This is a genomic window from uncultured Rhodoblastus sp., assembly GCF_903903185.1.
Taxonomy (GTDB): Bacteria; Pseudomonadota; Alphaproteobacteria; order Rhizobiales; family Beijerinckiaceae; genus Rhodoblastus.
In genome coordinates, this window is record NZ_CAIUXT010000036.1 from 43673 (window position 1) to 69271 (window position 25599).

The 25599-nt window shown below is 67.0% G+C and carries 23 protein-coding genes and 1 tRNA gene; 15 read left to right on the forward strand and 9 right to left on the reverse strand.

The genetic code is table 11. The annotated features are described in order from the left end of the window. Positions 1-39 precede the first annotated feature (39 nt). The 4 genes from QZY01_RS03020 to QZY01_RS03035 are packed head-to-tail and all read left to right on the forward strand — an operon-like array spanning position 40 to position 4160. A complete protein-coding gene (locus QZY01_RS03020) occupies positions 40-543 on the forward strand; it encodes a FixH family protein (protein WP_294533143.1) in 504 nt (167 codons plus the stop codon). A gap of 4 nt (positions 544-547) precedes the next feature. Continuing rightward, a complete protein-coding gene (locus QZY01_RS03025; RefSeq protein WP_294533146.1) occupies positions 548-2797 on the forward strand; it encodes a heavy metal translocating P-type ATPase in 2250 nt (749 codons plus the stop codon). Then, a complete protein-coding gene (gene ccoS, locus QZY01_RS03030) occupies positions 2794-2949 on the forward strand; it encodes a cbb3-type cytochrome oxidase assembly protein CcoS (protein ID WP_294533148.1) in 156 nt (51 codons plus the stop codon). Before QZY01_RS03025 ends, ccoS begins: the two co-directional genes overlap by 4 nt. After that, entirely contained in the window at positions 2946-4160 is a 1215-nt protein-coding gene (locus tag QZY01_RS03035; RefSeq protein WP_294533151.1) for a hypothetical protein, read from the forward strand. The genes ccoS and QZY01_RS03035 overlap by 4 nt, the downstream gene beginning before the upstream one ends. Positions 4161-4163: 3 nt before the next feature. On the opposite strand, the gene QZY01_RS03040 is transcribed toward QZY01_RS03035, so the two are convergent. From QZY01_RS03040 to QZY01_RS03080, 9 genes are all read right to left on the reverse strand, one after another. Next, positions 4164-4472 (reverse strand): hypothetical protein, encoded by a 309-nt coding sequence (locus QZY01_RS03040; RefSeq protein WP_294533154.1) that lies wholly within the window; start codon positions 4470-4472, stop codon positions 4164-4166. After that, on the reverse strand, positions 4469-5233 hold the full coding sequence (locus tag QZY01_RS03045; protein ID WP_294533157.1) for a VOC family protein: 765 nt from the start codon (positions 5231-5233) through the stop codon (positions 4469-4471). Before QZY01_RS03045 ends, QZY01_RS03040 begins: the two co-directional genes overlap by 4 nt. Before the next feature lie 21 nt (positions 5234-5254). Beyond that, on the reverse strand, positions 5255-7684 hold the full coding sequence (gene pheT / locus QZY01_RS03050) for a phenylalanine--tRNA ligase subunit beta (protein WP_294533160.1): 2430 nt from the start codon (positions 7682-7684) through the stop codon (positions 5255-5257). Between the two features lie 129 nt (positions 7685-7813). Next, the gene (gene pheS / locus QZY01_RS03055; protein ID WP_294533163.1) at positions 7814-8896 is read right to left on the reverse strand and encodes a phenylalanine--tRNA ligase subunit alpha; all 1083 of its coding nucleotides are present in this window, start codon (positions 8894-8896) and stop codon (positions 7814-7816) included. 219 nt (positions 8897-9115) lie between these two features. Further along, the gene (rplT, locus tag QZY01_RS03060) at positions 9116-9499 is read right to left on the reverse strand and encodes a 50S ribosomal protein L20 (RefSeq protein WP_294533166.1); all 384 of its coding nucleotides are present in this window, start codon (positions 9497-9499) and stop codon (positions 9116-9118) included. 46 nt (positions 9500-9545) lie between these two features. Continuing rightward, positions 9546-9746: a 50S ribosomal protein L35 gene (gene rpmI, locus QZY01_RS03065; protein ID WP_294533168.1), complete on the reverse strand. Its 201-nt coding sequence runs from the start codon at positions 9744-9746 to the stop codon at positions 9546-9548. A gap of 156 nt (positions 9747-9902) precedes the next feature. Further along, positions 9903-11225 (reverse strand): MFS transporter, encoded by a 1323-nt coding sequence (locus QZY01_RS03070; protein ID WP_294533169.1) that lies wholly within the window; start codon positions 11223-11225, stop codon positions 9903-9905. A gap of 86 nt (positions 11226-11311) precedes the next feature. Beyond that, entirely contained in the window at positions 11312-11839 is a 528-nt protein-coding gene (gene infC, locus QZY01_RS03075; protein WP_294533172.1) for a translation initiation factor IF-3, read from the reverse strand. A gap of 197 nt (positions 11840-12036) precedes the next feature. Then, a complete protein-coding gene (locus QZY01_RS03080) occupies positions 12037-13224 on the reverse strand; it encodes a glycosyltransferase (protein ID WP_294533174.1) in 1188 nt (395 codons plus the stop codon). A 150-nt stretch (positions 13225-13374) separates the two neighbouring features. Here QZY01_RS03080 and QZY01_RS03085 point away from each other — a divergent pair, with 150 nt between their 5' ends. From QZY01_RS03085 to QZY01_RS03135, 11 genes are all read left to right on the forward strand, one after another. Next, positions 13375-14193 carry an alpha/beta hydrolase gene (locus tag QZY01_RS03085; RefSeq protein WP_294533177.1) on the forward strand — a complete coding sequence of 273 codons (819 nt, stop codon included), beginning with the start codon at positions 13375-13377 and terminating at the stop codon, positions 14191-14193. 202 nt (positions 14194-14395) lie between these two features. After that, on the forward strand, positions 14396-14830 hold the full coding sequence (locus QZY01_RS03090) for a hypothetical protein (protein ID WP_294533180.1): 435 nt from the start codon (positions 14396-14398) through the stop codon (positions 14828-14830). Positions 14831-14899: 69 nt separating this feature from the next. Beyond that, positions 14900-14986, forward strand: a tRNA-Leu gene (locus QZY01_RS03095). 748 nt (positions 14987-15734) lie between these two features. Beyond that, positions 15735-18020 carry a phage tail sheath C-terminal domain-containing protein gene (locus QZY01_RS03100; protein WP_294533183.1) on the forward strand — a complete coding sequence of 762 codons (2286 nt, stop codon included), beginning with the start codon at positions 15735-15737 and terminating at the stop codon, positions 18018-18020. 98 nt (positions 18021-18118) lie between these two features. Beyond that, positions 18119-18631, forward strand: coding sequence for a phage tail protein (locus QZY01_RS03105; protein ID WP_294533186.1), 513 nt, complete (start codon positions 18119-18121; stop codon positions 18629-18631). 20 nt (positions 18632-18651) lie between these two features. Beyond that, positions 18652-19332 carry a hypothetical protein gene (locus QZY01_RS03110; protein ID WP_294533189.1) on the forward strand — a complete coding sequence of 227 codons (681 nt, stop codon included), beginning with the start codon at positions 18652-18654 and terminating at the stop codon, positions 19330-19332. Further along, positions 19329-20015: a hypothetical protein gene (locus QZY01_RS03115; RefSeq protein ID WP_294533192.1), complete on the forward strand. Its 687-nt coding sequence runs from the start codon at positions 19329-19331 to the stop codon at positions 20013-20015. The genes QZY01_RS03110 and QZY01_RS03115 overlap by 4 nt, the downstream gene beginning before the upstream one ends. Beyond that, positions 20012-21316, forward strand: coding sequence for a DUF4255 domain-containing protein (locus tag QZY01_RS03120; RefSeq protein WP_294533195.1), 1305 nt, complete (start codon positions 20012-20014; stop codon positions 21314-21316). The genes QZY01_RS03115 and QZY01_RS03120 overlap by 4 nt, the downstream gene beginning before the upstream one ends. 47 nt (positions 21317-21363) lie before the next feature. After that, a complete protein-coding gene (locus QZY01_RS03125) occupies positions 21364-23208 on the forward strand; it encodes an ATP-binding protein (RefSeq protein WP_294533198.1) in 1845 nt (614 codons plus the stop codon). Then, a complete protein-coding gene (locus QZY01_RS03130) occupies positions 23205-23480 on the forward strand; it encodes a hypothetical protein (RefSeq protein ID WP_294533201.1) in 276 nt (91 codons plus the stop codon). The genes QZY01_RS03125 and QZY01_RS03130 overlap by 4 nt, the downstream gene beginning before the upstream one ends. Beyond that, a partial coding sequence (locus QZY01_RS03135) for a DUF4157 domain-containing protein (RefSeq protein WP_294533204.1) occupies positions 23477-25599 on the forward strand: 2123 nt, incomplete at its 3' end. The genes QZY01_RS03130 and QZY01_RS03135, both read left to right, overlap by 4 nt.

Genomic DNA, 25599 nt, shown 5'->3' on the forward strand with positions numbered 1-25599 from the left:
TGGTTCGAGCAGTTTGGGGATGCGAAAAAGGGTCGAGCGATGAATGAGGAAAGCGATTATCGGCCCGGCGGGCCGCCTCTGACCGGTCGCAAGGTGCTGGCGCTGCTCGCGGGTTTTTTCTCCGTGATGCTTTTGGCCAATTTCATCATGGCGCGCGCGGCGGTCAAGACCTTCAGCGGGCTCGACAAGAACAACCCCTACGATTCCGGCCTCGCCTATAACCGGGATATTGCCGCGGCAAAGGCGCAACTGGCGCTCGGCTGGAGCGTCGAACTGACGCGCACGCCCGACGGACAGGCGACGCAACTGACCGCATCGGTCAAGGACAAGGCCGGGCAGCCGGTGACCGGCCTCGACGTTTCGATGCATTTTCTCCATCCGGCGACGAGCAAACTCGACCGCGACATCGCCGCGGGCGCCATCGCCGACGGCGTCTATGCCGCCGCCGCCGAGCTCGCGCCCGGACGCTGGGAGGTGGAGATCGACTTCAATCGAAATGGCGAGCGGAAATTTCGCTCGCGCAATCAATTGACCGTCGAGTGAGGCCATGGGCGCCGCGCCGGATTATTCGCATTTCGTCAAGACCGACCAGGAGGGCCGCTCGAGACTCGATCTGGCGATAGACGGCATCACCTGCGCCGCCTGTCTCGACGATATCGAGACGGCGATGAAGCGCCTCCCCGGGGTGATTCTGGCGCGGCTCAACCTCACCAGCCACCGTCTCGCGGTGACTTTCGATTCAGGCCGCATCGACAGCGGCGCGCTCGCCGGCGCGCTGGAGGCGATCGGCTATCGCGCCTATCCCTACGAACAGCGCAAGGTCGAGGCCGACGAAGCGGCCCGCTTCACCTTGCTGCTCAAATGTCTCGGCGTCGCGGTTTTCGCGGCGATGAACATCATGCTGCTGTCGGTTTCGGTCTGGTCGGGGGAAGCCTCGACCATAGCGCCGGAAACCCGCGATTTCTTCCATTTCCTTTCGGCCCTGATCGCCCTGCCGGCGGCGGTCTACGCCGGCCAGCCCTTTTATACGAGCGCCTGGACGTCGCTCAGGCAGCGCCGGCTCAACATGGACGTGCCGATCACCATCGGCGTATTCCTCGCCCTGACTTTGTCGGTTTACGAAACCTGGCATCATGCCCCTCACGCCTATTTCGACTCGGCGATCATGCTGCTGGCCTTCCTGCTCGCCGGACGCGTCATGGATCAGGCGATGCGGCGCAGGACCCGCGCGGCGGCCGGCAATCTGGCGGCGCTCAAAGGCGAGAACGCGTTGCGGTTCGAGCCCGGCGCCGGGCCGGAAAAACTGGAGCTGGTGCCGGTCGCGGCGCTGGCGGCGGGCGACCGGGTGCTGGTTCGCGCCGGCGAGCGCATCCCCGCCGACGGAGAAATCGAACAAGGGTCTTCGGCGCTCGACGAGAGCGCGATCACCGGCGAGACCGCCGGCAAGCCGGTCGGCGCCGGCGACATGGCCTATGCGGGCTCGGTCAATGGCGAAGGCGCGCTGACCCTGCGCGTGACGGCGGCCGGCCACGCCGCCCTGATCGACGAGGCGGCGCGGCTGATCGAGGCGGCGAGCGCCGCGCGCTCGCGCTACATGCGGCTTTCCGACCGGGTGTCGCGGCTTTACGCGCCCGCCGTCCACCTGACGGCGCTGGCGACCGGCCTCGTCTGGCTCGCCTTGGGGGCCAGCGCCCATGACGCGCTGGTCATCGCCATTTCGGTGCTGATCATCACCTGTCCCTGCGCTTTGGCGCTTGCCGTGCCGACCGTCCAGGCCATGGCCTCGGGCGCCTTTTTCCGCGCCGGCCTGTTCCTCAACGACGCCACCGGCCTCGAAAAGCTCGGCGAAATCGACACGGTCGTGTTCGACAAGACGGGCACCTTGACCCTGCCGGAGCCGCGCGTCGTCAACGCCCACGAGATCGCGCCGGACCTGCTCGCGCTCGCCGCGCGGCTGGCGCGTTCGAGCCGCCATCCGCTGGCGCTCGCGCTCGCCCGTTCGGCGCCGTCAAACGCGCCGCTGCCCGACGCCCGCGAAACGCCGGGCCAGGGCGTCGCCGCGCCCTATGAGGGCGGCGAGGCGCGGCTCGGCTCCGCCAGCTTCTGCGGCGTCGAAACGGGCGCCAGCGCCGACGAGGCCAGCGCCATTTTCATCCGCCACGGCGAAAGCTGGGCGAAATTGGCGATCCGGCAGACCCTGCGTCCCGACGCGGCGCAAGTCGTCGCCGCCCTGCGCAACAAGAAATTCAGGATTTACATTCTCTCCGGCGACCGCCCGCAGGCGGTGGCGCCGATCGCCGAATTTCTGGGCGTCGAGGATTGGCGCGGCGGCCAGAAGCCGGCTGACAAGATCGCCTTCATCGAGGAACTAAAAGAACGCGGCGCCCATGTCCTGATGGTCGGCGACGGGCTCAACGATGCGCCGGCGCTCGCCGCCGCCTATGCCTCGCTGTCGCCCATCGACGCCGTGCATCTGACCCAGACCCAGGCCGATGCGGTGTTTCTCGGCGAGAGACTGGCGCCGGTGGCCTCGGCGCTGGCGATCGCGCGGAAGGCGCGGGCTCTGATGCGGCAGAACCTGACCTTCGCCATCGGCTATAATGTCGTCGCCGTGCCGGTGGCCATGGCGGGCCATGCTTCGCCGCTGTTCGCGGCTCTGGCCATGTCGGGATCGTCGATTCTGGTGACGCTCAACGCCCTGCGCTTGCGCGGACCGGGCAAAAGCGTCACTCTCGCGCCGAGACAGGCAAGCGGCGAGGCCGATAGCGCGCCACGATTTAGCAGGCTGGCGTCATGAATGTTCTGGTTTTCCTCATCCCCGCCGCGCTGGCGCTCGGCCTGCTCGCGCTCTACGGCCTGTTCTGGTCGCTCAAGCGCAACCAGTACGAGGATCTCGAAGGCGCCGCCTATCGCGTCCTGCAGGACGACGACATCGAACAAAAGAAATGACGGTTCTGGACCCTCGCGTCTCCCGGTCCCTGGCGAAGGCGCCCGCCGAAGCCGACGCCGGTTTGGCGCGCGCCGGGCGGCTGGCCTGCTTCTGCCCGCCCGGCGCGCCAACCAGTGGCGCGCCCTACCCGAGTGAGGCGATCGAAGGCGAGCGCTGGAGCCCCGGCGTGGCGACGCTCGCCGCCGGTTTCGCGCTATCGGTGCTGTCGCAAAGCCTCGCGCTTGGCGTCTTGCCGCTTGCGGGCCGCCTGCTCGCGCCCGACCCGCACTGGATGGCGGCGCCCTATGTCGCCATGTTGCTCGGCGCGGCGGCGGCGACCTTTCCCGCTTCCTTCCTGCTCGACGCCTTTGGCCGCCGCGCGGCGCTGGCGCTTGGCGCGAGCCTCGGCGTCGCCGGCGGCCTGATCATGGCCTGGGCCCTGACGGTCAATCTGTTCGCGCCCTTCTGCCTCGGCGCCTTCTGGCTCGGCGTGGCGCAGGGCTTTTCGCTGTTTTATCGCCATGAGGCGGCGCTCGGCTCGACCGCGACCAGCCGCGCCCGCTCCGCCCTGATCGTATTCGGTTCGGGCGCGCTGGCGGGTCTCGCCGGCCCGGCTTTGGCCTGGCAAGTGGCGCGGACCGCGCCCGCCTCGCTGTTCGCCGCCACGGCGCTGGCCGCCGCACTGACCCAGGTGCTGGTGCTGGCGTTGGCAATATTCGCCACCGCGCGGGCGCCGGTGCTGCCGCATGGTTTCACCGGAGCGGGACCGCGCCCGGACTGGGGCGCCTTCATCGCCCCGAGCGGGATCGCGGCGCTGGCCTGGTTCGGCATGACGGCGGCGATGGTCGCGGCGCCCGGCGCCATGGCCGGTTGCGGCATTGGAGCGCCTCTGGTGTTCAGCGCCATTTCCTGGCACGTCGTCGCCATGTATGCGCCGGCCTTTTTCACCGGATTTTTCGCCCGCCGGCTCGGCGCGCTGACCACTGCGGCGCTTGGGCTAACGCTGATAGCGCTCGCCTGGGCCATCGAGAGCGCGGCCAACGATTACTGGCGCTTCGCCTCGGCCCTGATCGTCGTCGCCATCGGCTGGTGCCTCGCCACCGCCGGGGCCTCGCTGCGGCTTTACGCGCGCGCCAGCCCGTCGCGCGGCATGCTGGCGGCGCATGACGCCGTGCTGTTTCTCTCGGCGATAGCGGGCGCGATGGCTGCAGCCTGGTGGCTGCCGGTATGAAACTCAGCGTCCGGAGGGAACGAGAATCTCCATCCTCACGCGGCCATTGGCCTTGCGCGTGATCTGCGGCCCGTGATTGGGCGGCGCCGTCGTCCTCGCCTCCGGTTTTGCGCCTTTACGCCGGGGCCGCAAAACATCCGCGCGGTCAGGCGCCCGAATGGTCGGATGCGCGCCTGCCGCCGGGCCATAGGAGGCGAGGCAGGCATTATAGGCGTCGGCGTCCTTGATCTTCTCACAGGAATCGACGCCCGCCAGCGCTGGCGATGAAGCGACAATCGTCCCCAATAGCGCCAGCGCGAGTCGAAGCTTCACCTTTTCGCGGAAACCAGCGAGAATAAAGCGCCCTGCGGATCCAAAGCCTGCACGATCCAGGAGCCGCCGGGAACTTGATTCGGCCCGTTCAATATCCTGCCGCCGCTTTCTCCAATGCGTTCGATGGCCGCGTCGAGCGACGGCACGGTGAAATAAACATTCCAGAATGGACGCGGCACGGCGTCTGGCCGGCGCATCATGCCGCCGACCGCCTCGCCGCCAGTGGCGAAAAGCTGATAGATTCCCATCGGACCCATATCCAGCGCATCCCCCTTGGTCCAGCCGAATTGTTCGGCATAAAAGCCAAAGGCCTTCTCGCTATCGTCGGCATAAAGCTCATACCAGCCGACCCGGCCGGGCGACATGGGCGAAAATTCGGGATGGCTTTGCCCGCTCAAATCCTTCCACAGGGCAAAAGGCGCGCCTTGCGGATCGGCGACCACGGTGAAGCGCCCGACGCCCGGCAAAGTCTCCGCCGGACGTAAAACCCGGCCGCCGGAGGCCAGAATTTTTTCGGCGCCGGCATCGACGTCTTCCGCCGCAATATAACTCAACCAGTGCGGAGGCGCGCCATGCGCCTTGGCCTGTTCCGGCAGAAGCAGCAGCCCGGCGGCGCCGTGACCGTCTTGCGAAAAGACCCGGTAATCCCGGTCCGCCAGACCCGATTTGTCGCCAGTCCAGCCGATCACATGACTATAAAAGGCTTGCGCCGCATCGACATCGCTCGTCAGCAGCTCAACCCAGCAAAATTTGCCACCCATGTGTAATTCCCCCTCAAAAAATCAGGAGCGCAGCAGCGCGCCGGTCTTCTTGCTCGCCTCGGCGACGATTTTGGCCGCCACCGCGTCGATTTCGATATCGGTCAAGGTTTTTTCACGCGGCTGCAATGTCACGTTGAGGGCGACGGATTTCTTGCCCTCCGGCACGCCCGGCCCCGCATAGAGATCGAACACGCCAACATTGACAATCAGATGTCGATCCGCCCCTTGCGCCGCCTTGATCAGATCGGCGGCGCGCACGGATTGATCGACGATGAAGGCGAAATCGCGCTCGACCGGCTGAAAGTCGGAAAGCTCCAGCTTCGGCTTCGCCTTGGTCGGCCGCGCCTTGGGCGCCGGCAGGGCGTCGAGGATGATTTCGAACGCGACCAGCGGCCCGGTCGCGTCAAACGCCTCCAGCACCAGCGGATGCAGTTCGCCGAACCAGCCGACGATGTTTTTCGGGCCAAACTGCAAGGTCGCCGAGCGGCCGGGATGGAGGAAATCCGGGCCGCCGGGGACGATCTGGATCGCGCCGGCGGCGATCCCGAGCGAGGCCAGCAGGCCGAGGCTATCGGCCTTGACGTCGAAAACGTCGACGGGCGCCGCCTGGTCGGACCAGTGACGGCCGGCGCCGGCCGGCTTCGCGGTTCCCCGCCTCAGACCGGCGGCGGCGACGAATTGGCCATCCTCCGCGTCGGATTTAAAGATCTGGCCGACCTCGAACAAGGCGACATCGCCGAAACCGCGCGCAAAATTGGCGCGGGTGGCGGCAATCAGGCCCGGCAGCAGGCTCGGGCGCATGTCCGACAGGTCCGAGGCAATGGGGTTGGCCAGCGCCAGTTCCGCCGCGCCGCCGCCGAAAATCTCGGCCTGCGCCTTGGCGACGAAGGACCAGGTGACCGCCTCGACCATGCCGCGCGACGCCAGAGCCCGCCGCGCGCCGCGCACGCGTTTCTGCAACAGGGTCAGGACCGGGCCGGAAACCGCCGTTTCGCGCTCCAGCGGAACCGCTGCGATGCGGTCGAGCCCGACAAGGCGGATGATTTCCTCGACCAGATCGGCCTTGCCCTCGATATCGGGCCGCCAGCTCGGCGCGCGCACCTCGACGCGCGCGGCGTTGCTGGCCTGCCCCGCAACGGCGAAGCCGAGTTTTTCGAGCGCACGGGCCATCTCGGCGACTTCCAGTTTCAGACCGGTCAGCCTTTCGACTTCGCTGAAGTCGAAATCCAGGGTCTTGCGCTCGTCAGGAACGTGGCCGGCGACGAAAAGTCCGGATGGCGCGCCGCCGCACAGGTCGAGCACCATGCGCGTCGCCAGTTCGGCGCCGGGAAGCGCGAAAGCCGGATCGACGCCGCGCTCGAACCGATAGCGCGCATCGGTCACGATTCCAAGTTTGCGGCCGGTCCGGGCGATGTTGGCGGGGTCCCACAGGGCGGATTCAATCAGCACGTCGGTGGTGTTGTCGTCGCAGCCGGAAGCCTCGCCGCCCATCACCCCGGCCAGCGATTCGACGCCGGAATCGTCGGCGATGACCACCACGTTCCCGTCGAGCGCATAGGTCTTGCCGTCGAGCGCCAGCAGGCTTTCCCCGGCGCGCGCGCGGCGCACGACGAGCTGTCCCGCGACCTTGCCGGCGTCGAACACATGCAAGGGCCGGCCACGGTCGAAGGTCAGGAAATTGGTGATGTCCACCAGCGCGTTGATCGGGCGCAGGCCGATGCTTTTCAGCCTGTTGCGCAGCCATTCGGGGCTTGGGCCATTCTTGACGCCGCGCACGAGGCGCAAGGCGAACAGCGGCGCGAGAAAAGCGTCGTCCGGCGCGAAATCGAGCTTCGCCTCGACAGGGCAAGGAAACTCGCCGGCGACCGGCGGGATCGGCGTCTCGACCAGACGTCCCAGTCCCGCCGCCGCGAGATCGCGGGCGATGCCGTAAACGCTCGCGGCGTCGGCGCGATTTGGGGTCAGGTTGATCTCGATGACCGGATCGTCGAGACCGGCCCACAGCGCAAAAGGTCGCCCGACCGGCGCGTCGGGGGCGAGTTCGAAAATGCCCGATGAGTCGCCCTCAAGGCCGAGTTCCTCGGGCGAACACATCATGCCGGCGGATTCGACGCCGCGAATCACGCCCTTGGCGATGGTGAAATTTTTCGCCGGGATATAAGCGCCCGGCGCGGCGAACACCGTCTTGAGGCCTGCCCGCGCATTTTCCGCGCCGCAGACCACCTGGACTGGCGCCGCCTCGCCGATATTGACCTTGCAAACCCGAAGGCGGTCGGCGTTGGGATGCGGCGCGGCTTCGAGAATTTCGGCGATGACGAAAGGCGCGAGCTTTTCCGCCGGATTATCGACATGCTCGACCTCAAGTCCGATCCGCGTCAGCGTCTCGACGATCGCGTCGAGCGGCGCCTCGGTTTCGAGATGGGTTTTGAGCCAGGAGAGGGTGAATTTCATGATCTCGTCTCAAATCCGCTTGTTATACCGCCGTCATTGCGAGGAGCGGAGCGACGCGGCAATTCAGTCGCCTCGTCTTCCATCCGCTGGATTGCTTCGCTCCGCTCGCAAGTACCTGCCCAAGAGCCTTCAGCTCGACAACCCGCCCGCCAGCGACGGCAGATCGAGCGGCCGGAAACCATAGTGCGACAGCCAGCGCACATCGGCCTCGAAGAAGGGACGAAGGTCCGGCATGCCATATTTGAGCATGGCGATGCGGTCTATGCCCATTCCCCAGGCGAAACCCTGGAATTCGTCCGGATCGAGGCCGCAATTGCGCAAGACGTTCGGATGGACCATGCCGCAGCCCAGAATTTCGAGCCAGTCGTCGCCCTCGCCGAAACGGATTTCGCCGCCCTTGCGCGAACATTGAATATCCACTTCCGCCGACGGTTCGGTGAACGGGAAAAAGCTCGGGCGGAAGCGCATTTTCACATTGGGCACTTCAAAGAAGGTCTTGCAGAAGGTTTCGAGAATCCATTTCAGATGGCCCATATGCGCCTTGCGGTCGATCACCAGACCCTCGACCTGATGAAACATCGGCGTATGGGTCTGATCGGAATCGCAGCGATAGGTGCGGCCAGGGCAGATCACCCGGATCGGCGGCGGATTTTTCAGCATCGTGCGCACCTGCACCGGCGAGGTATGGGTGCGCAACAGCTTGCGCGTTCCGTCTTCCTTGCGGTTGAAGAAAAACGTGTCGTGCATTTCGCGCGCCGGATGGCCGGGCGGGAAATTAAGCTTGGTGAAATTATAATCGTCGCTCTCGACGTCGGGCCCTTCGGCGATGGAAAAGCCCATGTCGGCGAAAATCGCGGTCAACTCATCCATCACCTGGCTGATCGGATGGATGCGGCCGGTCTCCAGCGCCGTCGCGCGGACCGGCAGGGTGACGTCGAGCGTCTCGCTGGCCAGACGCGCTGCAAGCGCCTCGCCTTTCAGCAGATTTCGGCGCAGGCTGAGCGCCTCGCTGACGCGGTCCTTGAGCGCATTGATTTTCGCGCCTTCGTTTCTGCGCTCGTCGGGCGACATCTTGCCGAGCGTCGCCAGCAGCGCCGAGATCGAGCCCTTTTTACCCAGCGCATTGACACGCACAAATTCGAGCGCCGCTTCGTCCTGCGCCGCGTCGATGGCGGCCAAGGTTCGGGTTTCGAGCTGGGTGAGATCGTTCATCGCGGGGATTCCGGGGAAATCGGTAAAGCCCGCGCGTCATGACATGCGCGGGCGCGGCTGAAAAGCAAAAAAGCCCGCCAATCCGGCGGGCTTCTTCGGATCGGGAGGCGCTAGAATCGATGGCGATTCGGTTGAATCGCCATCGACTCTAGATTCCTTTGTTTTCGCAATGCTTTTGCGAAAAACCAGCGTCCACTTTTTCGCACATTGCTCTAAGCCTCAAGCGGCGACGGCGGCCTCTTGTTTCGTGGGCAGAGCGGCCTTGGCCTTTTCGACGATCGCCTTGAACGCCGCCGGCTCGGAAATCGCCAGTTCCGACAGGACCTTGCGGTCCACTTCGATGCCCGACCGGGCGAGACCGTCGATGAAGCGGCTGTAGGTCAGGCCGAATTCGCGCACGGCGGCGTTGATGCGCTGGATCCACAACGAGCGGATGGTGCGCTTCTTTACGCGACGGTCGCGCGTGGCGTATTGCATCGACTTGTCGACCGCCGCCTTGGCGGCGCGGATGGTGTTCTTGCGGCGGCCATAGAAGCCCTTGGCGGCCTTGAAAACTTTCTTGTGCTTGGCGTGCGAAGTAACGCCGCGTTTGACGCGAGCCATGGATGATCTCCAAAAACGTTGGAATAAGACAGATATGAAGCTGAAATCAGCCGTTGGGGAGGAAGAACTTCTTGACGTTGTCGCCGTCGGTCTTGAACATGACGGCGGTGCCGCGAAGGTTCCGGATCTGCTTGTTCGTGCGTTTGATCATGCCGTGGCGCTTGCCGCGCTGGGCGTAAACCACCTTGCCTGTGCCGGTGATCTTGAAGCGCTTCTTGGCGCCCGATTTGGTCTTCAACTTGGGCATTTTGCTCTCTCATTTTCGTTGCGCGACAGGCGCGCGTGAAGCCTTGCGGCCTCTTCGTCTCATAACGAGCGAAGGATCCGCCACGGCAGCCCTTTACTGGCCGGGCGGATCGAAGCGGCGCTTATAAGGGATATGCCTGAGAAAAAGCAAGAGGCGTCAGGACGAAACCACCAAGTCCCGGTCGATTTGCGAGGTTTTTCGGGTGTCGGGCATCAGGAAATAAACCAGCAGCGAGCAGAAGATCACCGCCGAGGCGTAATAATAGAAGCCGCTCTCATTGCCCTGCCCCTTGAACCACAGGGCGATATATTCCGCCGTGCCGCCGAACATCGAAACCGCCAGCGCATAGGGCAGACCCACCCCGGTGGCGCGCACGGCGGCGGGGAAAAGCTCGGCCTTCACCACGGCGTTGATCGAGGTATAGGCGGAGAGGATGCACCAGCCAACCGCGATCAGCCCGAACGCCTCCCACGGCCCGCGCGCGTGCTGAATCGCCGTCAACAACGGAACCGTCCCCAGCGTCCCGAGGACGCCGAAGGTCAGCAGCAAGGGCCGCCGGCCGATGACATCCGACAGCGCGCCATAGATCGGTTGCAGAGCCATGGCGAAGACCAGCGAGCCGGCGCTGACCCAGGTGGTCTGCACGTCCGAGAGCCCCACCGACAATTTCAGGAATTTCTGCATGTAGATGGTGTAGACATAGAAGGCCAGCGTGCCGCCCATGGTCAGGCCGATGACGGTCAGAACTTCGCGCGGAAATTTTTTGATCACCTGCAATCCCCCGCCATGCTTGTTCTTCGCGTGGGCCGCCTCGAAGGCCTCGGTCTCCTGAAGATCGCGCCGCATGACCAGGGCGAACAGCGCCAGTCCCGCGCCGATGAAGAAGGGGATTCGCCAGCCCCAGGCGCGAAGCTGCTCCGGGGTCAGGAAGATGTTTTGCAGCACCAGCAGCACCGCCAGCGCCGTCAATTGCCCGCCGATCAGCGTGACATAGAGAAAGCTGGAGTAAAATCCGCGCCGCCCCGACGTCGCCATTTCCGAAAGATAGGTCGCCGAGGAGCCATATTCGCCGCCAAGGCTCAGGCCCTGCACGAGGCGCGCGACCAGCAGCAGGATCGGCGCGCCGACTCCGATGGTCTGGTAGGTCGGCGCGCAGGCGATGGTCAGCGAGCCGAAACACATCAACAGCACCGACAGCATCAGCGCCTTGCGGCGCCCGTAGGTGTCGCCGATCTTGCCGAACAGCCAGCCGCCGACCGGACGCATGAAAAAGCCGAGCGCGAAAATCCCCGCCGACGACAGCATCTGCGCGACGGGATCGCTTCCGGGAAAGAATAATTGCGCGAAATAGAGCGAAAAGGCCGCATAGACGTAGAAGTCGTAATATTCGACCAGATTGCCCAGCGAGCCGACGACAATGGCCTTGAGCCGCGCCGGATCGATTTTTTCTTTTCCGTCCCGCGCCAGCCCAGCCGTCATCGCTCTCTCCCCTGCCCGGCGAAATTTTTCGTCCGGGCAAGGAGAATGGAAAAATGCGCGGCGGAAAGCAAATCCCGCGGGAAAAATTATTTCGGCGCGAGAACCATGATCATCTGGCGGCCTTCCATCGACGGCTCCAGCTCGATCTTGGCGGTGGTCGCGGTCTCCAGCTTGACGCGCTCCAGCACCCGGAAGCCGAGTTCCTGATGGGCCATTTCGCGGCCACGGAAACGCAGGACGAACTTGACCTTGTCGCCTTCCTCGAAGAAGCGGCGCACGGCCTTCATTTTCGTCTCGTAATCGTGATCGTCAATGCCGGGACGCAGCTTGATTTCCTTGATCTCGACGATCTTCTGCTTCTTGCGCGCCTCGGCGGCCTTTTTCTGCTCGTTGAAGCGGAACTTGCCGTAATCGAGGATTTTGCAAACCGGCGGATTGGCGTTGGGGACGATCTCGACCAGATCCAGCCCGCCTTCCTCGGCGAGGCCCAAAGCCTCGGTAATTTCGACGACGCCGCGATTCTGGCCTTCGGCGTCGATCAACTGAACCTCGCGAACGCGAATTTCCCGGTTGGTGCGGGGTCCCTCCTTTTGCGGAACCGGGGGGGCTTTCATGGGACGACGAATGGCGTGTTCTCCTTTGACAAAACGCGAATGGCGCCGGGGACGATAGCGGCCACGACATTCGCAAAAAAATCTACGGCAAAAGGCCCCGCGACCGAAACCACGAGGACTGACCCCGCGCATAGAATGTGACAATGCCCGGCAAAGTCAACGGCGCATTTGACGAAAGCTGGCCAATTCAACCGGAATCATCGGCCCGCGCCGGAAAAATGGCGGGCGTAAACCGACAGGGTCAGGCCGCACATGCGTTCCGCCGAAAACTGTCGGGCGTGGGCGCGCGCCCTCTGGGAGAAACGATCGCGCGCCGTCGCCCCCAGTCGCGTCGCCTCTTCCGCCGCCCGCGCCAAAGCCTGCGGCTGACCCGAGGGGATCAGCCATCCGGTGCGCAAAAAGGCCTCGACCTGCGGCGGCGCGGCGATTTCCTCGGGCGCGAAGCCCGCCGCCGCGCCTTCCGGCGCCAACAGCGCGACCGGCGCGCCCATGGCCTGGGCCTCTATGCACAGGGCGGCGTCGCCGGCGCCGACGACCACCAGCGCCGCGCCGAGACAGGCGGCGGCGCGCTCCTGAATCCCGCCTTGCGCCACCGCGTCGCCGAGGCCGAGTTTTTCCACTTCGGCGTCGAACGCCGCCCGCGCGGAATCCTTTTCATCCCGCCACAGCCAAACGAAACGCGCCTGCTGCGCGTCATTGGCGAAAAAGCCCTTGGCCTTGAGCTGCGCCGCCGCCGCCAGAAAGATCTTTTGCCGCGCCGGCGGCAGGCCGATGGCGACGATCAGTCTTTCATGCGCCTTGACCCCGATCGTTTGGCGCCATCGGCCCACCCGGCTCGAATCGACGGCGTCCGGCAGGAACCGCCGCAGATCGACGCCGCGCGGGCCGAGAAACAGCCGCGACGCCGCCTCGGGGCGCGCGTTTGCCGCCTCATCGAAAGCGGCGCGGGAAAAGGTCAGGATCGAATCGGCGTCGAGCGCGAGCGTCCGGTTGTCGCCGTCAAATTCCGCGACCACCGGAATGCGCAGGCGCCGGGCGACGAAAAACGCCGCCGGCAGCGCCGCCGCGCCCCGGACATGGATCAGTTCGACGCCCTCGCGCACCGCCAGGCGCTCCAGCCTGCGGCGATTGAGCAGGGCCTTCCAGGGATTGCGCGTCGGCGCCGCGAAGGGCAGAAAAACCCCGCCGCGCGCCTGCAATTCGCTGACCAGGGGGCCGGGCGCGCCCGCGACCAGCGCTCTCGCCCCGGCCTCGGCGAGGCTGGCGGCGACCTCGACACAGGCGAAAGCGGCGGCGCTGGCGTCGAGCGCCGCCGCGACTTGCAAGATTGTCCGGCCAAACAAAGCCTGGCTGTCCAATTCCTCTTCCGCGCCCCATGGCGTCATGCCGGCTCCACCGTCAGGGCATATTCTTCGAAAAGCGCCGCCTTTTCGGAAGGGAACATGCGTTAAAACAAAGACCTAGAGCATTTTCATGTTTCCAAGAAGCATGGAAATGCACTAGAACAAGACGACTCAACCCGGGGCAGCTTACCCATGAGCGTGATCGAAAGCCAAACCCTGCCGCCAGCCGCCTTTTTCCAGCCCGCGCCCGACCAGCCGCGCCTCGCCACGCTTGTGCGCCCCGCGCGGGAAGGAAACACATTGCCAGGTCTGGTCTGGCTGAACGGCTTTCGCTCCGACATGCGCGGCGTCAAGGCGAGTTTCGTCGACGCGCTCGCCGGCGCGCAGGGCCGCTCCTTGCTGCGCTTCGACTATTCGAGCCACGGCGAATCGGACGGCGATTTCGCCCACGGCTCGATCGGCCATTGGGCGTCGGAAGCGCTCGCGTTGTTTCGCACCCTGACGCGAGGGCCGCAAGTCGTCGTCGGCTCCTCGATGGGCGGATGGATCGCTCTTCTGCTCGCCCGCGATCTCGCCCGGCTTTACGAAAGCGACCGCCTCGCCGGCCTGGTGCTGATCGCCCCGGCGGTCGATTTCACCCAGGAATTGATGTGGCCCAAATTGCCGCTTGCCGTGCGCGAGGAAATCGAACTCCACGGCTCCTGGCATACCTTGGCCCCGGAATTTGGCGAGTCCTATCCGCTGACCCGAAGGCTGTTCGACGACGGGCGCGCCAATGCGCTGTTTGGCGGCGAAATCCGCACCCATTGCCCGGTGGACATTATTCAGGGCATGGCCGACCTCGACGTGCCCTGGGCCCATGCGATGAAACTATTCGAACATCTGGCCTCGGACCCGGCGACCCTCACCCTGATCAAGGACGGCGAACATCGCCTCTCCCGCCCGCAGGATCTGACCGCCCTGCAAAAGGCCATCGAGCGGATCGATGCTTATCCCAAAAAGTTTCCTTGATCGCGACTCGTCGCGATCAAGGAATCCCTCGCATCAGCTCGGCGTCGCGTTCGCTCCTGATACGTCCTCGCAGGCCGCCACCTGTATGGACGCACATAAACCCTCCGTTAAGGATAAAATGCTCCACTGAAAGCGGATCGGCGCCGGAGTATGGTGTTTTGGGACGACCTCGCCAACGGCCGGCGCCATGCGGAGAACGGTCATGTCCGTCGAAACGCAAGCCGAGACGCCTGTTCTGGAATGGTGCCTGCCGGTCATCCACGATTGCCTGAACGAATTTTATCGCGAAAAGGCCCCCAAAGAGCCGGGCCGGGCCGACCGTCTGACCGAGCGCCATTTCTCGCTGTGGAGCGCGCTGGCGCGCGACGACTTCGACCACCTGCCGGCGGACCGCGAAAAACTGGCGGCGCAGGCGCGCAGCCTGTGCGTCGATGCGCGAACCTGCCGCGCCGCCGACCTTTATGTGGCGGCGGAGATTTTGGAAATGATCCAGCGCCGTTTCCGCCGCGCCACGCACGAGGCCCACGCCAACCATGCCGCGCTGCTGGCGCTGCTGCGCCGCCTGCAACAGCAGGAAATTTTGGCGGCTGCGCCGGCGGCCGAGACCAAGCCGGCGAGGCTGGCCCTGGCCGCGTGACATTTTGTTGAAACCGATGGCGGCGTTTGAGTTGACAGGGCGCCCGCCCCCCCGTAGATAACGCGCCGGGCCCAGGTGGCGGAATTGGTAGACGCACCAGCTTCAGGTGCTGGCGCTCGCAAGGGCGTGGAGGTTCGAGTCCTCTCCTGGGCACCAAAATTTTCCAACTCGTCGACATTGTAATTTTTGGCGCCACAAGTTGGCCCATACCGGCAGGAAAATCCGGTCACACTTTCTCCGCGAAATTAAAGCATTCCCTTGAGACGACGCAAGCTTGCCCTCTCTCGCTGTGGACCGGCGCCGCGTGTGCGTTGAAAAGCATTGTAAGTTGGCTCATCGTCTTTCCATCTATCCGCAACGATTGAGAGCGAGCGATGATTCCCTATGCGGCGCCAAAATTCGAGGCTGAATCATTTAACTGTCCCCATTGCCGTGCTTATTCTCATTAAATTTGGATGAACGCATACGGAAAGCTGGAAACAACAAGCCCAAATTTGCGATCACTCAAATTCTCTGGCAAGCGCCGGGGAGGACGAATAAGGGCCACTCCATGAAATTATGGATTGTTGGCGCGACACCCAAACTCTGCACGAAATTAAACGGCTGTATCACTCCCGCCGCCCCGCCGTGAATTTTCTGGGCTAGCGTGTGTTCGCCGTCGCGCGGATGACGTCAAGATCGCGAATAGCCCTTGCTAGCCAATGATTTTGGGATATGCTGATCAAATAAGCTTTGTTCGGGCTTCCGCGCGCCCTCGGGCGAAAACCCCGAAGACGAACAACAACAACGACGTAAATTAAATTTGGTACCGTCGCCTGTTTCCCGGGTTCAATCGAGAGCTTGAGGACAGTTTAGGCTTGAGCCCGGCGGGGGCATCGAAAATTTTTTTTCGGAGACGCAGCCCATGCCGATCACGACGCAATTTCCCGGGGTCTATCTGGAACGTCTTCCCAGCGGATTGCACGCCATCGGCGGCGTCAGCACATCGGTCGGGGCCTTCATCGGCGAGGCCTCGCGCGGCGCGGTGAACGCAGCGGTGCGAATTTTGAATTATTCCGATTTCGAGCGCAATTTCGGCGGGCTCGTGTCCCGTTACGATCTCGGTTTCGCAGTTCGGCAATTCTTCGCCAATGGCGGAGCGGAAGCGTGGGTGGTGCGCGTCGCCGCCAATCCCAATTTCGCGAAACTGGATCTGCGCGCGTCGGACAATACGCTGGTGGCGACCCTCACGGCCCTCGACGCCGGCGATTTCGGCAACACCATCAAGGCCGTCATCGATTGGAACACCAGTTCCCCCGCCAACAGCTTCAATTTGACGCTGACGCCCTCGGACGATCCCGGCTCCGCCGAGAGCTACACGGCGCTGTCGATGAATTCGCAGGACCCGAAATATCTCGAAGCCGCCCTCGCCGGCTCGCGTCTGGTGTCGGCGAAGCGGGCGGCGGGACTGGCCTTCCCCGACGCCGGAACCAGCACCAGCGCCGACATCGGCGATGTGCTGGCGGCGCTGACGCCGCCCCCGGGCCAGCCGCAGCGCTCGGACTTCCGCGTGATCGTCAATGGCCTCCCGGTCATTCGCGTCTCCATCGGCGCGGGTGATTTTCTCGGCGGCGACAATCCTACGCGCCTGGGCAATCTGGCCATCGCTATCCGAACAAAGGTGCGAGCCGCCAACGCCGCGCCCGCCGTGCAGAATTTCACCTGCGCCGTCGCGGGCGCCAAACTGCTGCTCACCTCCGGCGCGGCAGGCGAAAATTCCAGCGTGCGCGTGTTGGCCGGCGCCGCCAATGACGCGGCGGCCTTTCTGACGCTCGGCCTGGCCAATGGCGGCGTCGAGGTGGACGGCGCGTCGAAGTTGCGGCCGCGGCCGATTCCCGATCCGGGTTCGCTCACCGGCGCGACGCTCCCCGCCGACGCGCTGGACGCGGCGCCCGCCGCCGGCGCGCAAAAGTTGCAGATCGCGCTGGATGGCGGCGTCGCCGACACGATCGACGTCGGCGCGGCGGCGGCCTCCGGCGGCGCCGGCGCGCTCGCCGCGAATTTGGCGGATGTCGCCGCCCGCCTTCAGACGGCGCTGCGCGGCATGCGCAACACGCCCGCCTACAAGAATTTCTCCGCGACGGTGTCGGGCGGCGACAAGCTGGTCCTTGCATCCGGCTCGCCCGGCGCGGGATCCACCGTGCAGGTCGCGGCGGCGGGCGCCGACACACTGGCGACGACGCTCGGCTTGCTCGCCGGCGCGGTCGCCGTCCCCGGCGTGGACGCGTCGTTGCAAGGGGGCTCCGTCGCCGATATCACGCCGGCGACGACCTATGCGAGCTATGTTCCGGCCGGCCCCGGACGCCAGGGCATTCGCGCGCTGGACGAGGTCGACCTGTTCAATCTGATGGTGATGCCCGGCGTCACCGACCCGGCGACCCTGTCCGACGCCGCGGCCTATTGCGAGTCGCGACGCGCCTTTCTGATCGTCGATTCCCCCTTCGACGTCAGCGTCGACAAGATGGAAAAGAAGGTGAAGGGGCCGGAACTTCCCAAGAGCGTCAATGCCGCCGTGTTTTATCCTTATATCAAGGTCGCCGATCCCCTCAATCCCGGGCAATTGCGCACCATGCCGCCCTCGGGCGCCATCGCCGGCGTTTTCGCGCGCACCGATGCGACGCGCGGCGTATGGAAGGCGCCCGCCGGCACCGACGCGACCATCGTCGGCGCGCTTGGCGTCCAATATACGCTGACCAACGACCAGAACGGGATCGTCAATCCGTGGGGCGTGAATTGCATTCGCGTCCTGCCGCCCTTTGGCGTTGTCAGCTGGGGCGCGCGCACGCTGCGCGGCTCCGACGAGGAATCCAACGACTACAAATATATTCCGGTCAGCCGCACCGCGCTGTTCCTGGAGGAGAGTCTGTATCGCGGACTGCAATGGGTTGTGTTCGAGCCCAATGACGAACCGTTATGGTCGCAGATCCGCCTCAACATCGGCGCCTTCCTGCAGGGGCTGTTCCGCCAGGGCGCCTTCGCCGGGGCGAGCGCGCGCGAGGCCTATTTCGTCAAGTGCGACGCCGAAACCACAACGCCGACCGATCAATTGCGCGGGCGCGTGAACATCATCGTGGGCTTCGCGCCGCTGCGGCCGGCGGAATTCGTCGTCATTCAATTGCAGCAGATCGCCGGTCAGGCCGCGAACGGTTAGCCGCGCGTCGGCTCGGACGACGCGACGGGAAGGCTCTCGCCGGGGCGGTCGCGCCGGCCATTCCGGGAGCAGGCAAAAAAGTTCGAACGGAGGCGCCCATGGCGAATTTCACTGTCAATCCGACCCGCGTCGATCCCTACAAGAATTTCAAGTTTCGCGTGAAATGGGACGGTCGCTACGTCGCCGGAATCAGCAAGGTCAGCGCGCTCAAGCGCACCACGGAAGTGGTCAAACATCGCGACGGCGCCGATCCTTCGACCAGCCACAAATCGCCGGGCCGCACCGAATATGAGGCGATCACGCTGGAGCGCGGCGTCACCCACGATCCCGATTTCGAGGATTGGGCGCGCAAGGTGTGGGATGTGCGCGGCGGCCAGGGCAAGGAGATTTCGCTCAAGGACTTCCGCAAGAATCTGCGCCTCGAACTCTACAACGAGGCCGGACAAGTGGTCATAGCCTATAATGTGTTTCGCTGCTGGGTGTCTGAATATCAGGCTTTTCCCGATTTGGACGCCAACGCCAACGCCATCGCGATCGCCCATCTCAAACTCGAGAACGAAGGCTGGATGCAGGACCCGGACGTCGCCGAGCCGGCCGAACCCTCCTTCTGACCCACCGCGGGCGTTTCATCGTGAGCAACTTCGCCACCGATATCTTGCGCGCGTTCGAGACGGCGCGGCCCGAGCCCGACTGGCGACGCCCGGCGGCGTTGCTCGCCGGCCTGTCCGGCTTGGCGCAGGAGGCGGCGTTGGATCTTGGCGTGGCGCGGCGCGACGCGGCGCTGATGGCCTGGCGCCGCGCGCTATTTGGAAGCCAGTGGCGGGCCTTCGCGCAATGTCCCGCATGCGGGACCATGCTCGAATATGAACTGCCGACGGCGCCGGAAATGTTCGCCGCGCCGGAGGATGTTCTCGAAATATCGGCGGAGGGACGCGTCTGGCGCCTGCGCTGGCCCAATTCGCGCGATCTCGCGCGCGCCGCCGCCTGCCCCGATCGCGACGCGGCGCGCGGCCAACTGCTGGCGCGCATGCTGGAGACGCCCGCCGACGACGCGCCGACCGCGCTGCTGTTGGAGGCGGTCGCCGCCGCGCACAAGAGCTGCTGGAGCGTCGATCTGCAATGCTGCGCCTGCCCGCGCGCCTGGAACGTGCTGTTCGACGCCGGCGAGTTTCTGTGGCGCGAACTGCGCGCCGCCGCCCGCCGCATTCTGCGCGAGGTCGACGCCATCGCCCGCGTCTATCATTGGAGCGAGGCCGAGATCCTGGCGATGAGCGAGCCGCGCCGCGCCGCCTATCTGGAGCTGGTGTCATGAGCGCCGACTATCTCGACCTGCTGCTGGCGCGCGAGACCCGCGCCGCCCCGCTCGCCGAGCCGCGCATCGCCAGCGGCGCGACTCCGACGCCCATCGATCCGGCCTGGGGCGAAACGGTCGAGGAGCGCCTTGTCGAGCGCGCGGGCGCCGACGCGCCGGCGCGATTGGGCGCCGAGCGCCCCGCCGCGCGTTCGGAACGCGACCCGCCGGTGAGAAATCCGCCGCCGCCCGCCGTGGAAAGGCGCGAGCCGCCGCAGACCGTCGCATGGCGCGAGACGCCGCCCGCCCCGCCGGCGCAGCCCGAACCGATCGCGCGCGAGCGTTCCGCAGCGGAACGGAGCGACCCGCCGCCCTTCATCGAGACGCGCATCCTCGAAACCGACGCGCCGCCGCGCCCACAAGACGCGCAGGACGCCCGGCCGGCGCCCTCCGCAGACGCCTTGTTTCCCCGGGCCCGGCAAGACGCCGCCGCGCCGCGTGCGCCGGCGCCGGCGCGACTGTTCGAGCCGGCGGAGCGCGCCAGCGCGCCTCCCGCGCCGCCGCCGATCCGCATTTCCATCGATCGCGTCGAGGTGCGGGCCGCAGGCGCCGCACCGTCCGCGCCCGCCGCGCCGCGCCCGCGCGAGAGGCCGCGTGTGACGCTCGACGATTATCTCGCGCGTCGCGATGGAGGCGGCCGGTGAGCAGCGCCCTGGCCATCGCCGCGGCCGCCCGCGTGATCTCTCGCCTGATCGACGACCGCGTCGCGGCGGAAGGGCTGACCGCCCTGCAAGGCATGCGCACTTCCGTGGTCTCGCCCGAACAGATCGACGGCACCGATCTTCAGGCCAAGGACGACGTCTCGCCGAAGATCAACATTTTTCCTTATCACGTCGGGCTGAACGCGGCCTGGCGCAACGCCTTTGAGCCGGCGCGCGACCGCGCCGGCCAGCCCGTCGCGTCGCCGCCGCTGGCGATCGACGTGAGCTTTCTCGTCAGCGCCCATGGCACGAAGGAACTGATCTCCGAGGTTCTGTTGGGCCTCGCCATGCAGGCGCTCAGCGACTCGCCGCAATTGACGCGCGATCGCCTGCGCGCGCTGCTGCAAGTCGCCCCCGGGCCGCCGGCCCCCGATCCGTTGCTGCTGGCGATCGAGCAATCGCGCCTCGCCGATCAATTCGAACTGTTGCGAATCGTCCCGATGAATCTTTCGGCGGACGATATGCAAAAGCTGTGGACCTCGATTCACAGCCGCTACCGTCCGAGCTTCTGCTATTCGGCGTCGGCGCTGCTGATCGACACGCGTAATCAGGCGCGCGACGGCTTCCCGGTGCGCGACTTTGCAGCGACGACGATCCAGTACCTGCGCCCGCGCATCGAGCGGGTGGAGCCGGTCGGCGTCGTTTTCCGCGCGGCGGGCAATCAAATCGCGCTGATCGGCCAACAATTGCGGCAGGACGGCATCGTCGCGCGCTTCGCCAATGGCGCGCGCAGTCCGCTCGACGCAGGCTCGACGGATGCGCGCGCGCTGATCGCCCTGCCCGCCGATCTGCCGGCGGGCGTCATCGGCGTCGAACTGGTGCGCGCGCTCGACATTGGCGCGCCGCCGGTGAAGGACGTCAACGAATCCAATCTGGGCGTGTTCCTCCATCAACCGATCTTCAAGCGGACGGGCCCAGCCCCCGGCGCGCCCGACATCGTCCTCGGCGCCGCCGATCCGGGGCCGCCGCCATCGCGCCCGCTCGACATTCGCCTGCTGCCGCCGCCGCTGCCCGGACAGGATGTGCGCGTGCTGCTCAACGAAATTCCCGAGTCCGCGCAACGGCGTGGCTATTCCTTCCCGGGCGATATCGGCACCGATCCGCTCAACGACCCTGTCCGTTTCAATCTCAGCGGCATGGCCAATGGAACTTATCTTGCGCGCGTGCGCGTCGACGGCGCCGAGACGCCGCTCGACACGGACGCCTCAGGCGGTTTCAACGGCCCGACGATTTTGGTGAATTGACCCCGCGCGGTGACGCTCAAATGGCGATGGCGAAAGCAGCCTCAAGAATGCAATGGCGATCGCCGCCGATCGAGCGCGCGCTGGCGTCGGTCGCGCGCTGGCTGGAAACGCGCGGCGAGACGCCGCTCTATTGGCCGCCCTCGCTCGAATTGCTCGCCGCCCTGTTCGAACTCTCGCGCTTCGAGGCCGAGCTGTTGCTACTCTGCGCGGCGGCGGAACTGGAGCCGGCGGCTGCGGCGGGCCTTGCCCTGGCGCAAGGCGAGGGACTGGCTTTCCCCACCTTTGGTTTCGCGCTCGCGCGCCACGCCGAGCCGAGTTGGGACGCGCTGACCCCGCACGCGCCGTTGCGGCGCTGGGAGTTGCTGGCGCTCGCGCCGGGACCGACGCTGTTGGCGAGCGCGCTGCGCATCGACGAGCGCGTGCTGCATTTCCTGCTTGGCGCGACCGCTTTCGAGCCGCGCCTCGCCGCTTACGTGACGCCGCTGCCGGAGGGCGCGCCGCTGGTCGATTCGCATCGCGCCATCGCGGAGCGGATCGGCGCCTTGTGGGCGGGCTCGACGCAACTCATTCAACTGACCGGGCCGGATAGCGGCGCCAAGCGCGCCATCGTCGCCGCCGCGGCGGACGGCCTGGGCTGGCGGCCCTATGTCTGGAGCGCCGCGGCGCTGCCGGAGGCCGGAGAACTCGACCGGCTCCTGCGCCTGTGGCAGCGCGAGGCGGCGCTGAGCCGCGCCGTTCTGGCGCTCGACGCCGAAAGGATCGAGACGCCCGCCGAACAATTTCAGGTGGAGCGTATGGCCGATCGGATCGCCGGCCCGCTGTTCATTCTCTCGCGCCAGCGCTGGAGCGCGCAAACCCGGCCGGCGCTCGCCTTCGAGGTGGCGCGGCCGAGCCGCGCCGAGCAGGTGGAACTCTGGCGCGCGTCGCTGCGCGACGACGCCGTCGCGCGCGCCGCCGACCCGGTCCAGGTCGCGGCGCATTTCGACTTTTCGGCGGACTCCATTCACGCCGCCGCGCGCGCCTGGCGCGCCTCGCCGGAACTGAGCCTCTGGTCGAGCTGCCGTGAACGCGCCCGCGTTTCGATGGAAGGTCTCGCCCAATCGATCTCGCCGCGCGCCGACTGGAGCGATCTCGTGCTCGACGAGGATCGCAAGGCGCTGCTGCGCGCCATCGCCGCGCAATTTCGCAACCGCGCCCGAGTCCACGACGAGTGGCGATTGGCGGCGCGGGGCGGCGCCGGCCTCGGCATCACGGCGCTGTTCGCGGGACCGAGCGGGACCGGAAAATCGCTGGCGGCGGAAGTCGTCGCGGGGGCGCTCGACCTCGATCTGTGCCGGGTCGATCTCAGCCAGTTGGTGAGCAAATACATCGGCGAGACCGAGAAAAACATGTCGCGCGTGTTCGAGGCGGCGGAACAGGGCGGGGCCGTTCTGCTGTTCGACGAGGCCGACGCCTTGTTCGGCAAGCGCAGCGAGGTGAAGGACAGTCATGACCGCCACGCCAATATCGAGGTGAGCTATCTGTTGCAGCGCATGGAGGCCTATCGCGGCCTCGCCATTCTCACCACCAATCTCGCCGACAATATCGACGCCGCCTTTTTGCGCCGGCTGCGCTTCGTCGTCCAGTTTCCGCTGCCCGAGGCCCGCGAGCGCGAGGCGATCTGGCGCGGCGCGTTTCCTGCGGCGGCGCCGCTTAAAGGGATCGATTACGCCAGGCTCGCCAGGCTGCAGATCGCCGGCGGCAATATTCGCAACATCGCGGTACTCGGTCTGTTCCTTGCCGCCGATCGCGACAGCGCCGTGACCATGCCGCTGCTGCTGGAGGCGGCGCGCGTCGAATACGCCAAGATCGAGCGCAGCCTGCGCGACTTCGAGACGGAGGGCTGGGCATGAAGCCGCAAGCGCCCGTCGACCTCGCGATCGGCTCGCTGACGCTGGAGGGCTTTGGCCCCGGCGCGCGCGGCGCCTGCGCCGAGGCCTTCGCCGCCGAATTCGAGCTGCTCATTTGCCGCCGCGGCTTTCCGACGCCCCGGTCCGACGCCGCGCACTGGCGGCTGCCGCCGCTCGCCATCGCGGTCGCGACGGGCGACTCGCATCGCCGCATCGGCCGGGCGCTGGCGCGTAGCCTGTTCGAGGCGCTCCACCAAGCGGCGGAGGCGCCGTGAGCAAGCTCGCCGTTCAGCGACCCGAGCGAAAACAGGCCGCGCTGCGGCGCGCCCTGGCCGAACCCGGACGGCCATTGCCGGAGGGCGTGAGGCGAACGCTGGAGGGCGCGCTGTCGGCGGATTTGCGCAGCGTGCGCATTCACACCGGCGCCGCCGCCGACGCCGCCGCGCGCGCGCTCGACGCCGAGGCGGTGACCTTCGGTCAGCATATCTTGTTCCGCGCCGGCGGCTGGCGCCCGGAGACGGCGGGCGGCATGGATCTGCTCGCCCATGAGGCGGCGCATACGTTGCAGCACCGGGGGCCCGCGCCCGACGTCGAAGCCGCGCCGGTCTCACAGCCGGGCGACGCGATCGAACGGGCGGCGGAGGCGGCGGCGGAGCGCGGCGCGCCGCCGCCCGTGCTCGCCGAGGCGGCGGTGGCGCGCCGCGTAGCCGGCGTCGCGCCGCGCGCGAAAGAGACCGCCGATCCGGCGCGCACGACGCAGGAAATCGGCCGCGCGCTGATGGCGCGGTTGCGCGCCGACGCCCATGATCGCAGCGGCCGCCTGCGCAACCAGCTGATCCGCATGGAGGACACGCTGCGCCGCGACGTGCTGCGCTGGCTTGAGCGGCATATCGAATCGCATGAATGGCGCGCGCTCCTCGACCTGCTGACCGAACCGGCGCCGGAGGCGACCGAGGGCGTCGAGGACCGTCAGGCGGAAGCCGGAGCGCCACCGACGACGACGCCAGAGGGCGAGCAAGCGCAGGCGACGCCCGCGACCGGCGCCAAGGAAGCGGCGGACAAGGAACCGGGGGAAAAGCAACCGGGGGAAAAGCAACAAGGCGCGCAGGCGGCCAAGAGCGTCGAGCCGGAGGCGATGGCGACGCCGGCCGAGCCGACCGGCGAAGGCGCCGCCGAGGCGCCGGTCGCGGCGGCGGCGCTCGAAGGCCCCGCGCCCGAGAACGCCGCCCAGACCGAAAGCGGCGGCGGCATGGCTGCCGGCCCAGTCGCCGGGACGCCCGCCGAGGCCGGCGCCGCTCCCGCCCCACCCGCGGAAGCCGGCGCCGCGCCCGCCGAAGCCAGCGCCACGCCGGTTTCGGGCCCGGTCGCGGAAGGATCCGGCGGCGACGCAAGGGCCGGGGGGCAAGCGGGCTCGGAAGCCGGGTCGCCAAACCAGGAACAGGCTCCAGAGAGCGGGGCCGATTCCGCCGGCGGCGAGGCGCAGGCCCACGAGGCGGGCGCCGGCGCCGAGGCCATGGGGTCGATGGACGGCTCGCAGCCCGCCGTGTCGGACTTGGCCGCGCCCGAGCCGGCGACAGGCGGGGCGCCCGCCGCCGAGGAGCGCGCGCGCGAGCCCGAGGCAGGCCCTGCGACGCAAGCCGGCAATGCCGAGGAAGACGGCGAAGCGCATGAGATGGACGAGGGCGGCCACGAAAACGAGGCGTCGGGGCCCGACGCCGCGCCCGCGCCGATGGAGTCGATCGAGGCGCCCCCGACCGCCGGGGCTTCGCCGCAGCCGGCAATGGAAGCGTCGCCGCCCGAGAGCGCGCCCCCGGCGGCGAGCGCGCCGCCCCAATCCGAGGCGACTCCAGTGGAGCGCGCCGCGCCGGAGCCGCGAGAGCCCGTCGCCGGCCCGGCGGAGGCCCCTGAGGCCGCGTCGGCGGCGATGGAGCCACAGCCCGGCGCCGAAGTCCAGTCGGCCGGCGACCCGACCGGCCATGTCGATGCCGCGCCGGCGCCCGACGATGCAGACGCGCCGGCCCAGGCGGAAGCGGCCGCCCCCGGCGCGCCGCCGCCGGCCCTGCTCGGCGAATTCGCCGGCGAGCCCTCCGAGAGCGACCCGCCGGCGGCCGGCGGCGGCGGAGGAGGAGGCGGAGGCGGCGGGGCCGCCGCTCCGGCCCCGCCCGAGCCGCAAGCCTCCGGCGAGGCGTCGGGCGACAATCCAGCGGGCGCCTTGCGGGCGATGGGGTCCATGCCGGTCGGAGCGGCGGCGCGGGCGATCGACGGCGCGGGCGCGGCCGTCGCCGGTCAGGTCGAGCGCCAGCGCGCCGACCTCGAAGCCAGCCCCCCGACCCTGCCAAAACCCTCCGGCGCGCCGGAGGGCGCGCAAAGAATAGCGCCGGCGCCGGCGCCGGC

What these genes read in the sequence shown, in the direction of transcription:
- QZY01_RS03020 (WP_294533143.1), top strand. Translation starts at nt 40, where the DNA reads ATGAATGAGGAAAGCGATTATCGGCCCGGCGGGCCGCCTCTGACCGGT.
- QZY01_RS03025 (WP_294533146.1), top strand. Translation starts at nt 548, where the DNA reads ATGGGCGCCGCGCCGGATTATTCGCATTTCGTCAAGACCGACCAGGAG.
- ccoS (WP_294533148.1), top strand. Translation starts at nt 2,794, where the DNA reads ATGAATGTTCTGGTTTTCCTCATCCCCGCCGCGCTGGCGCTCGGCCTG.
- QZY01_RS03035 (WP_294533151.1), top strand. Translation starts at nt 2,946, where the DNA reads ATGACGGTTCTGGACCCTCGCGTCTCCCGGTCCCTGGCGAAGGCGCCC.
- QZY01_RS03045 (WP_294533157.1), bottom strand. Translation starts at nt 5,233, where the DNA reads ATGGGTGGCAAATTTTGCTGGGTTGAGCTGCTGACGAGCGATGTCGAT.
- pheT (WP_294533160.1), bottom strand. Translation starts at nt 7,684, where the DNA reads ATGAAATTCACCCTCTCCTGGCTCAAAACCCATCTCGAAACCGAGGCG.
- pheS (WP_294533163.1), bottom strand. Translation starts at nt 8,896, where the DNA reads ATGAACGATCTCACCCAGCTCGAAACCCGAACCTTGGCCGCCATCGAC.
- rplT (WP_294533166.1), bottom strand. Translation starts at nt 9,499, where the DNA reads ATGGCTCGCGTCAAACGCGGCGTTACTTCGCACGCCAAGCACAAGAAA.
- rpmI (WP_294533168.1), bottom strand. Translation starts at nt 9,746, where the DNA reads ATGCCCAAGTTGAAGACCAAATCGGGCGCCAAGAAGCGCTTCAAGATC.
- QZY01_RS03070 (WP_294533169.1), bottom strand. Translation starts at nt 11,225, where the DNA reads ATGACGGCTGGGCTGGCGCGGGACGGAAAAGAAAAAATCGATCCGGCG.
- infC (WP_294533172.1), bottom strand. Translation starts at nt 11,839, where the DNA reads ATGAAAGCCCCCCCGGTTCCGCAAAAGGAGGGACCCCGCACCAACCGG.
- QZY01_RS03080 (WP_294533174.1), bottom strand. Translation starts at nt 13,224, where the DNA reads ATGACGCCATGGGGCGCGGAAGAGGAATTGGACAGCCAGGCTTTGTTT.
- QZY01_RS03085 (WP_294533177.1), top strand. Translation starts at nt 13,375, where the DNA reads ATGAGCGTGATCGAAAGCCAAACCCTGCCGCCAGCCGCCTTTTTCCAG.
- QZY01_RS03090 (WP_294533180.1), top strand. Translation starts at nt 14,396, where the DNA reads ATGTCCGTCGAAACGCAAGCCGAGACGCCTGTTCTGGAATGGTGCCTG.
- QZY01_RS03100 (WP_294533183.1), top strand. Translation starts at nt 15,735, where the DNA reads ATGCCGATCACGACGCAATTTCCCGGGGTCTATCTGGAACGTCTTCCC.
- QZY01_RS03105 (WP_294533186.1), top strand. Translation starts at nt 18,119, where the DNA reads ATGGCGAATTTCACTGTCAATCCGACCCGCGTCGATCCCTACAAGAAT.
- QZY01_RS03115 (WP_294533192.1), top strand. Translation starts at nt 19,329, where the DNA reads ATGAGCGCCGACTATCTCGACCTGCTGCTGGCGCGCGAGACCCGCGCC.
- QZY01_RS03125 (WP_294533198.1), top strand. Translation starts at nt 21,364, where the DNA reads ATGCAATGGCGATCGCCGCCGATCGAGCGCGCGCTGGCGTCGGTCGCG.
- QZY01_RS03130 (WP_294533201.1), top strand. Translation starts at nt 23,205, where the DNA reads ATGAAGCCGCAAGCGCCCGTCGACCTCGCGATCGGCTCGCTGACGCTG.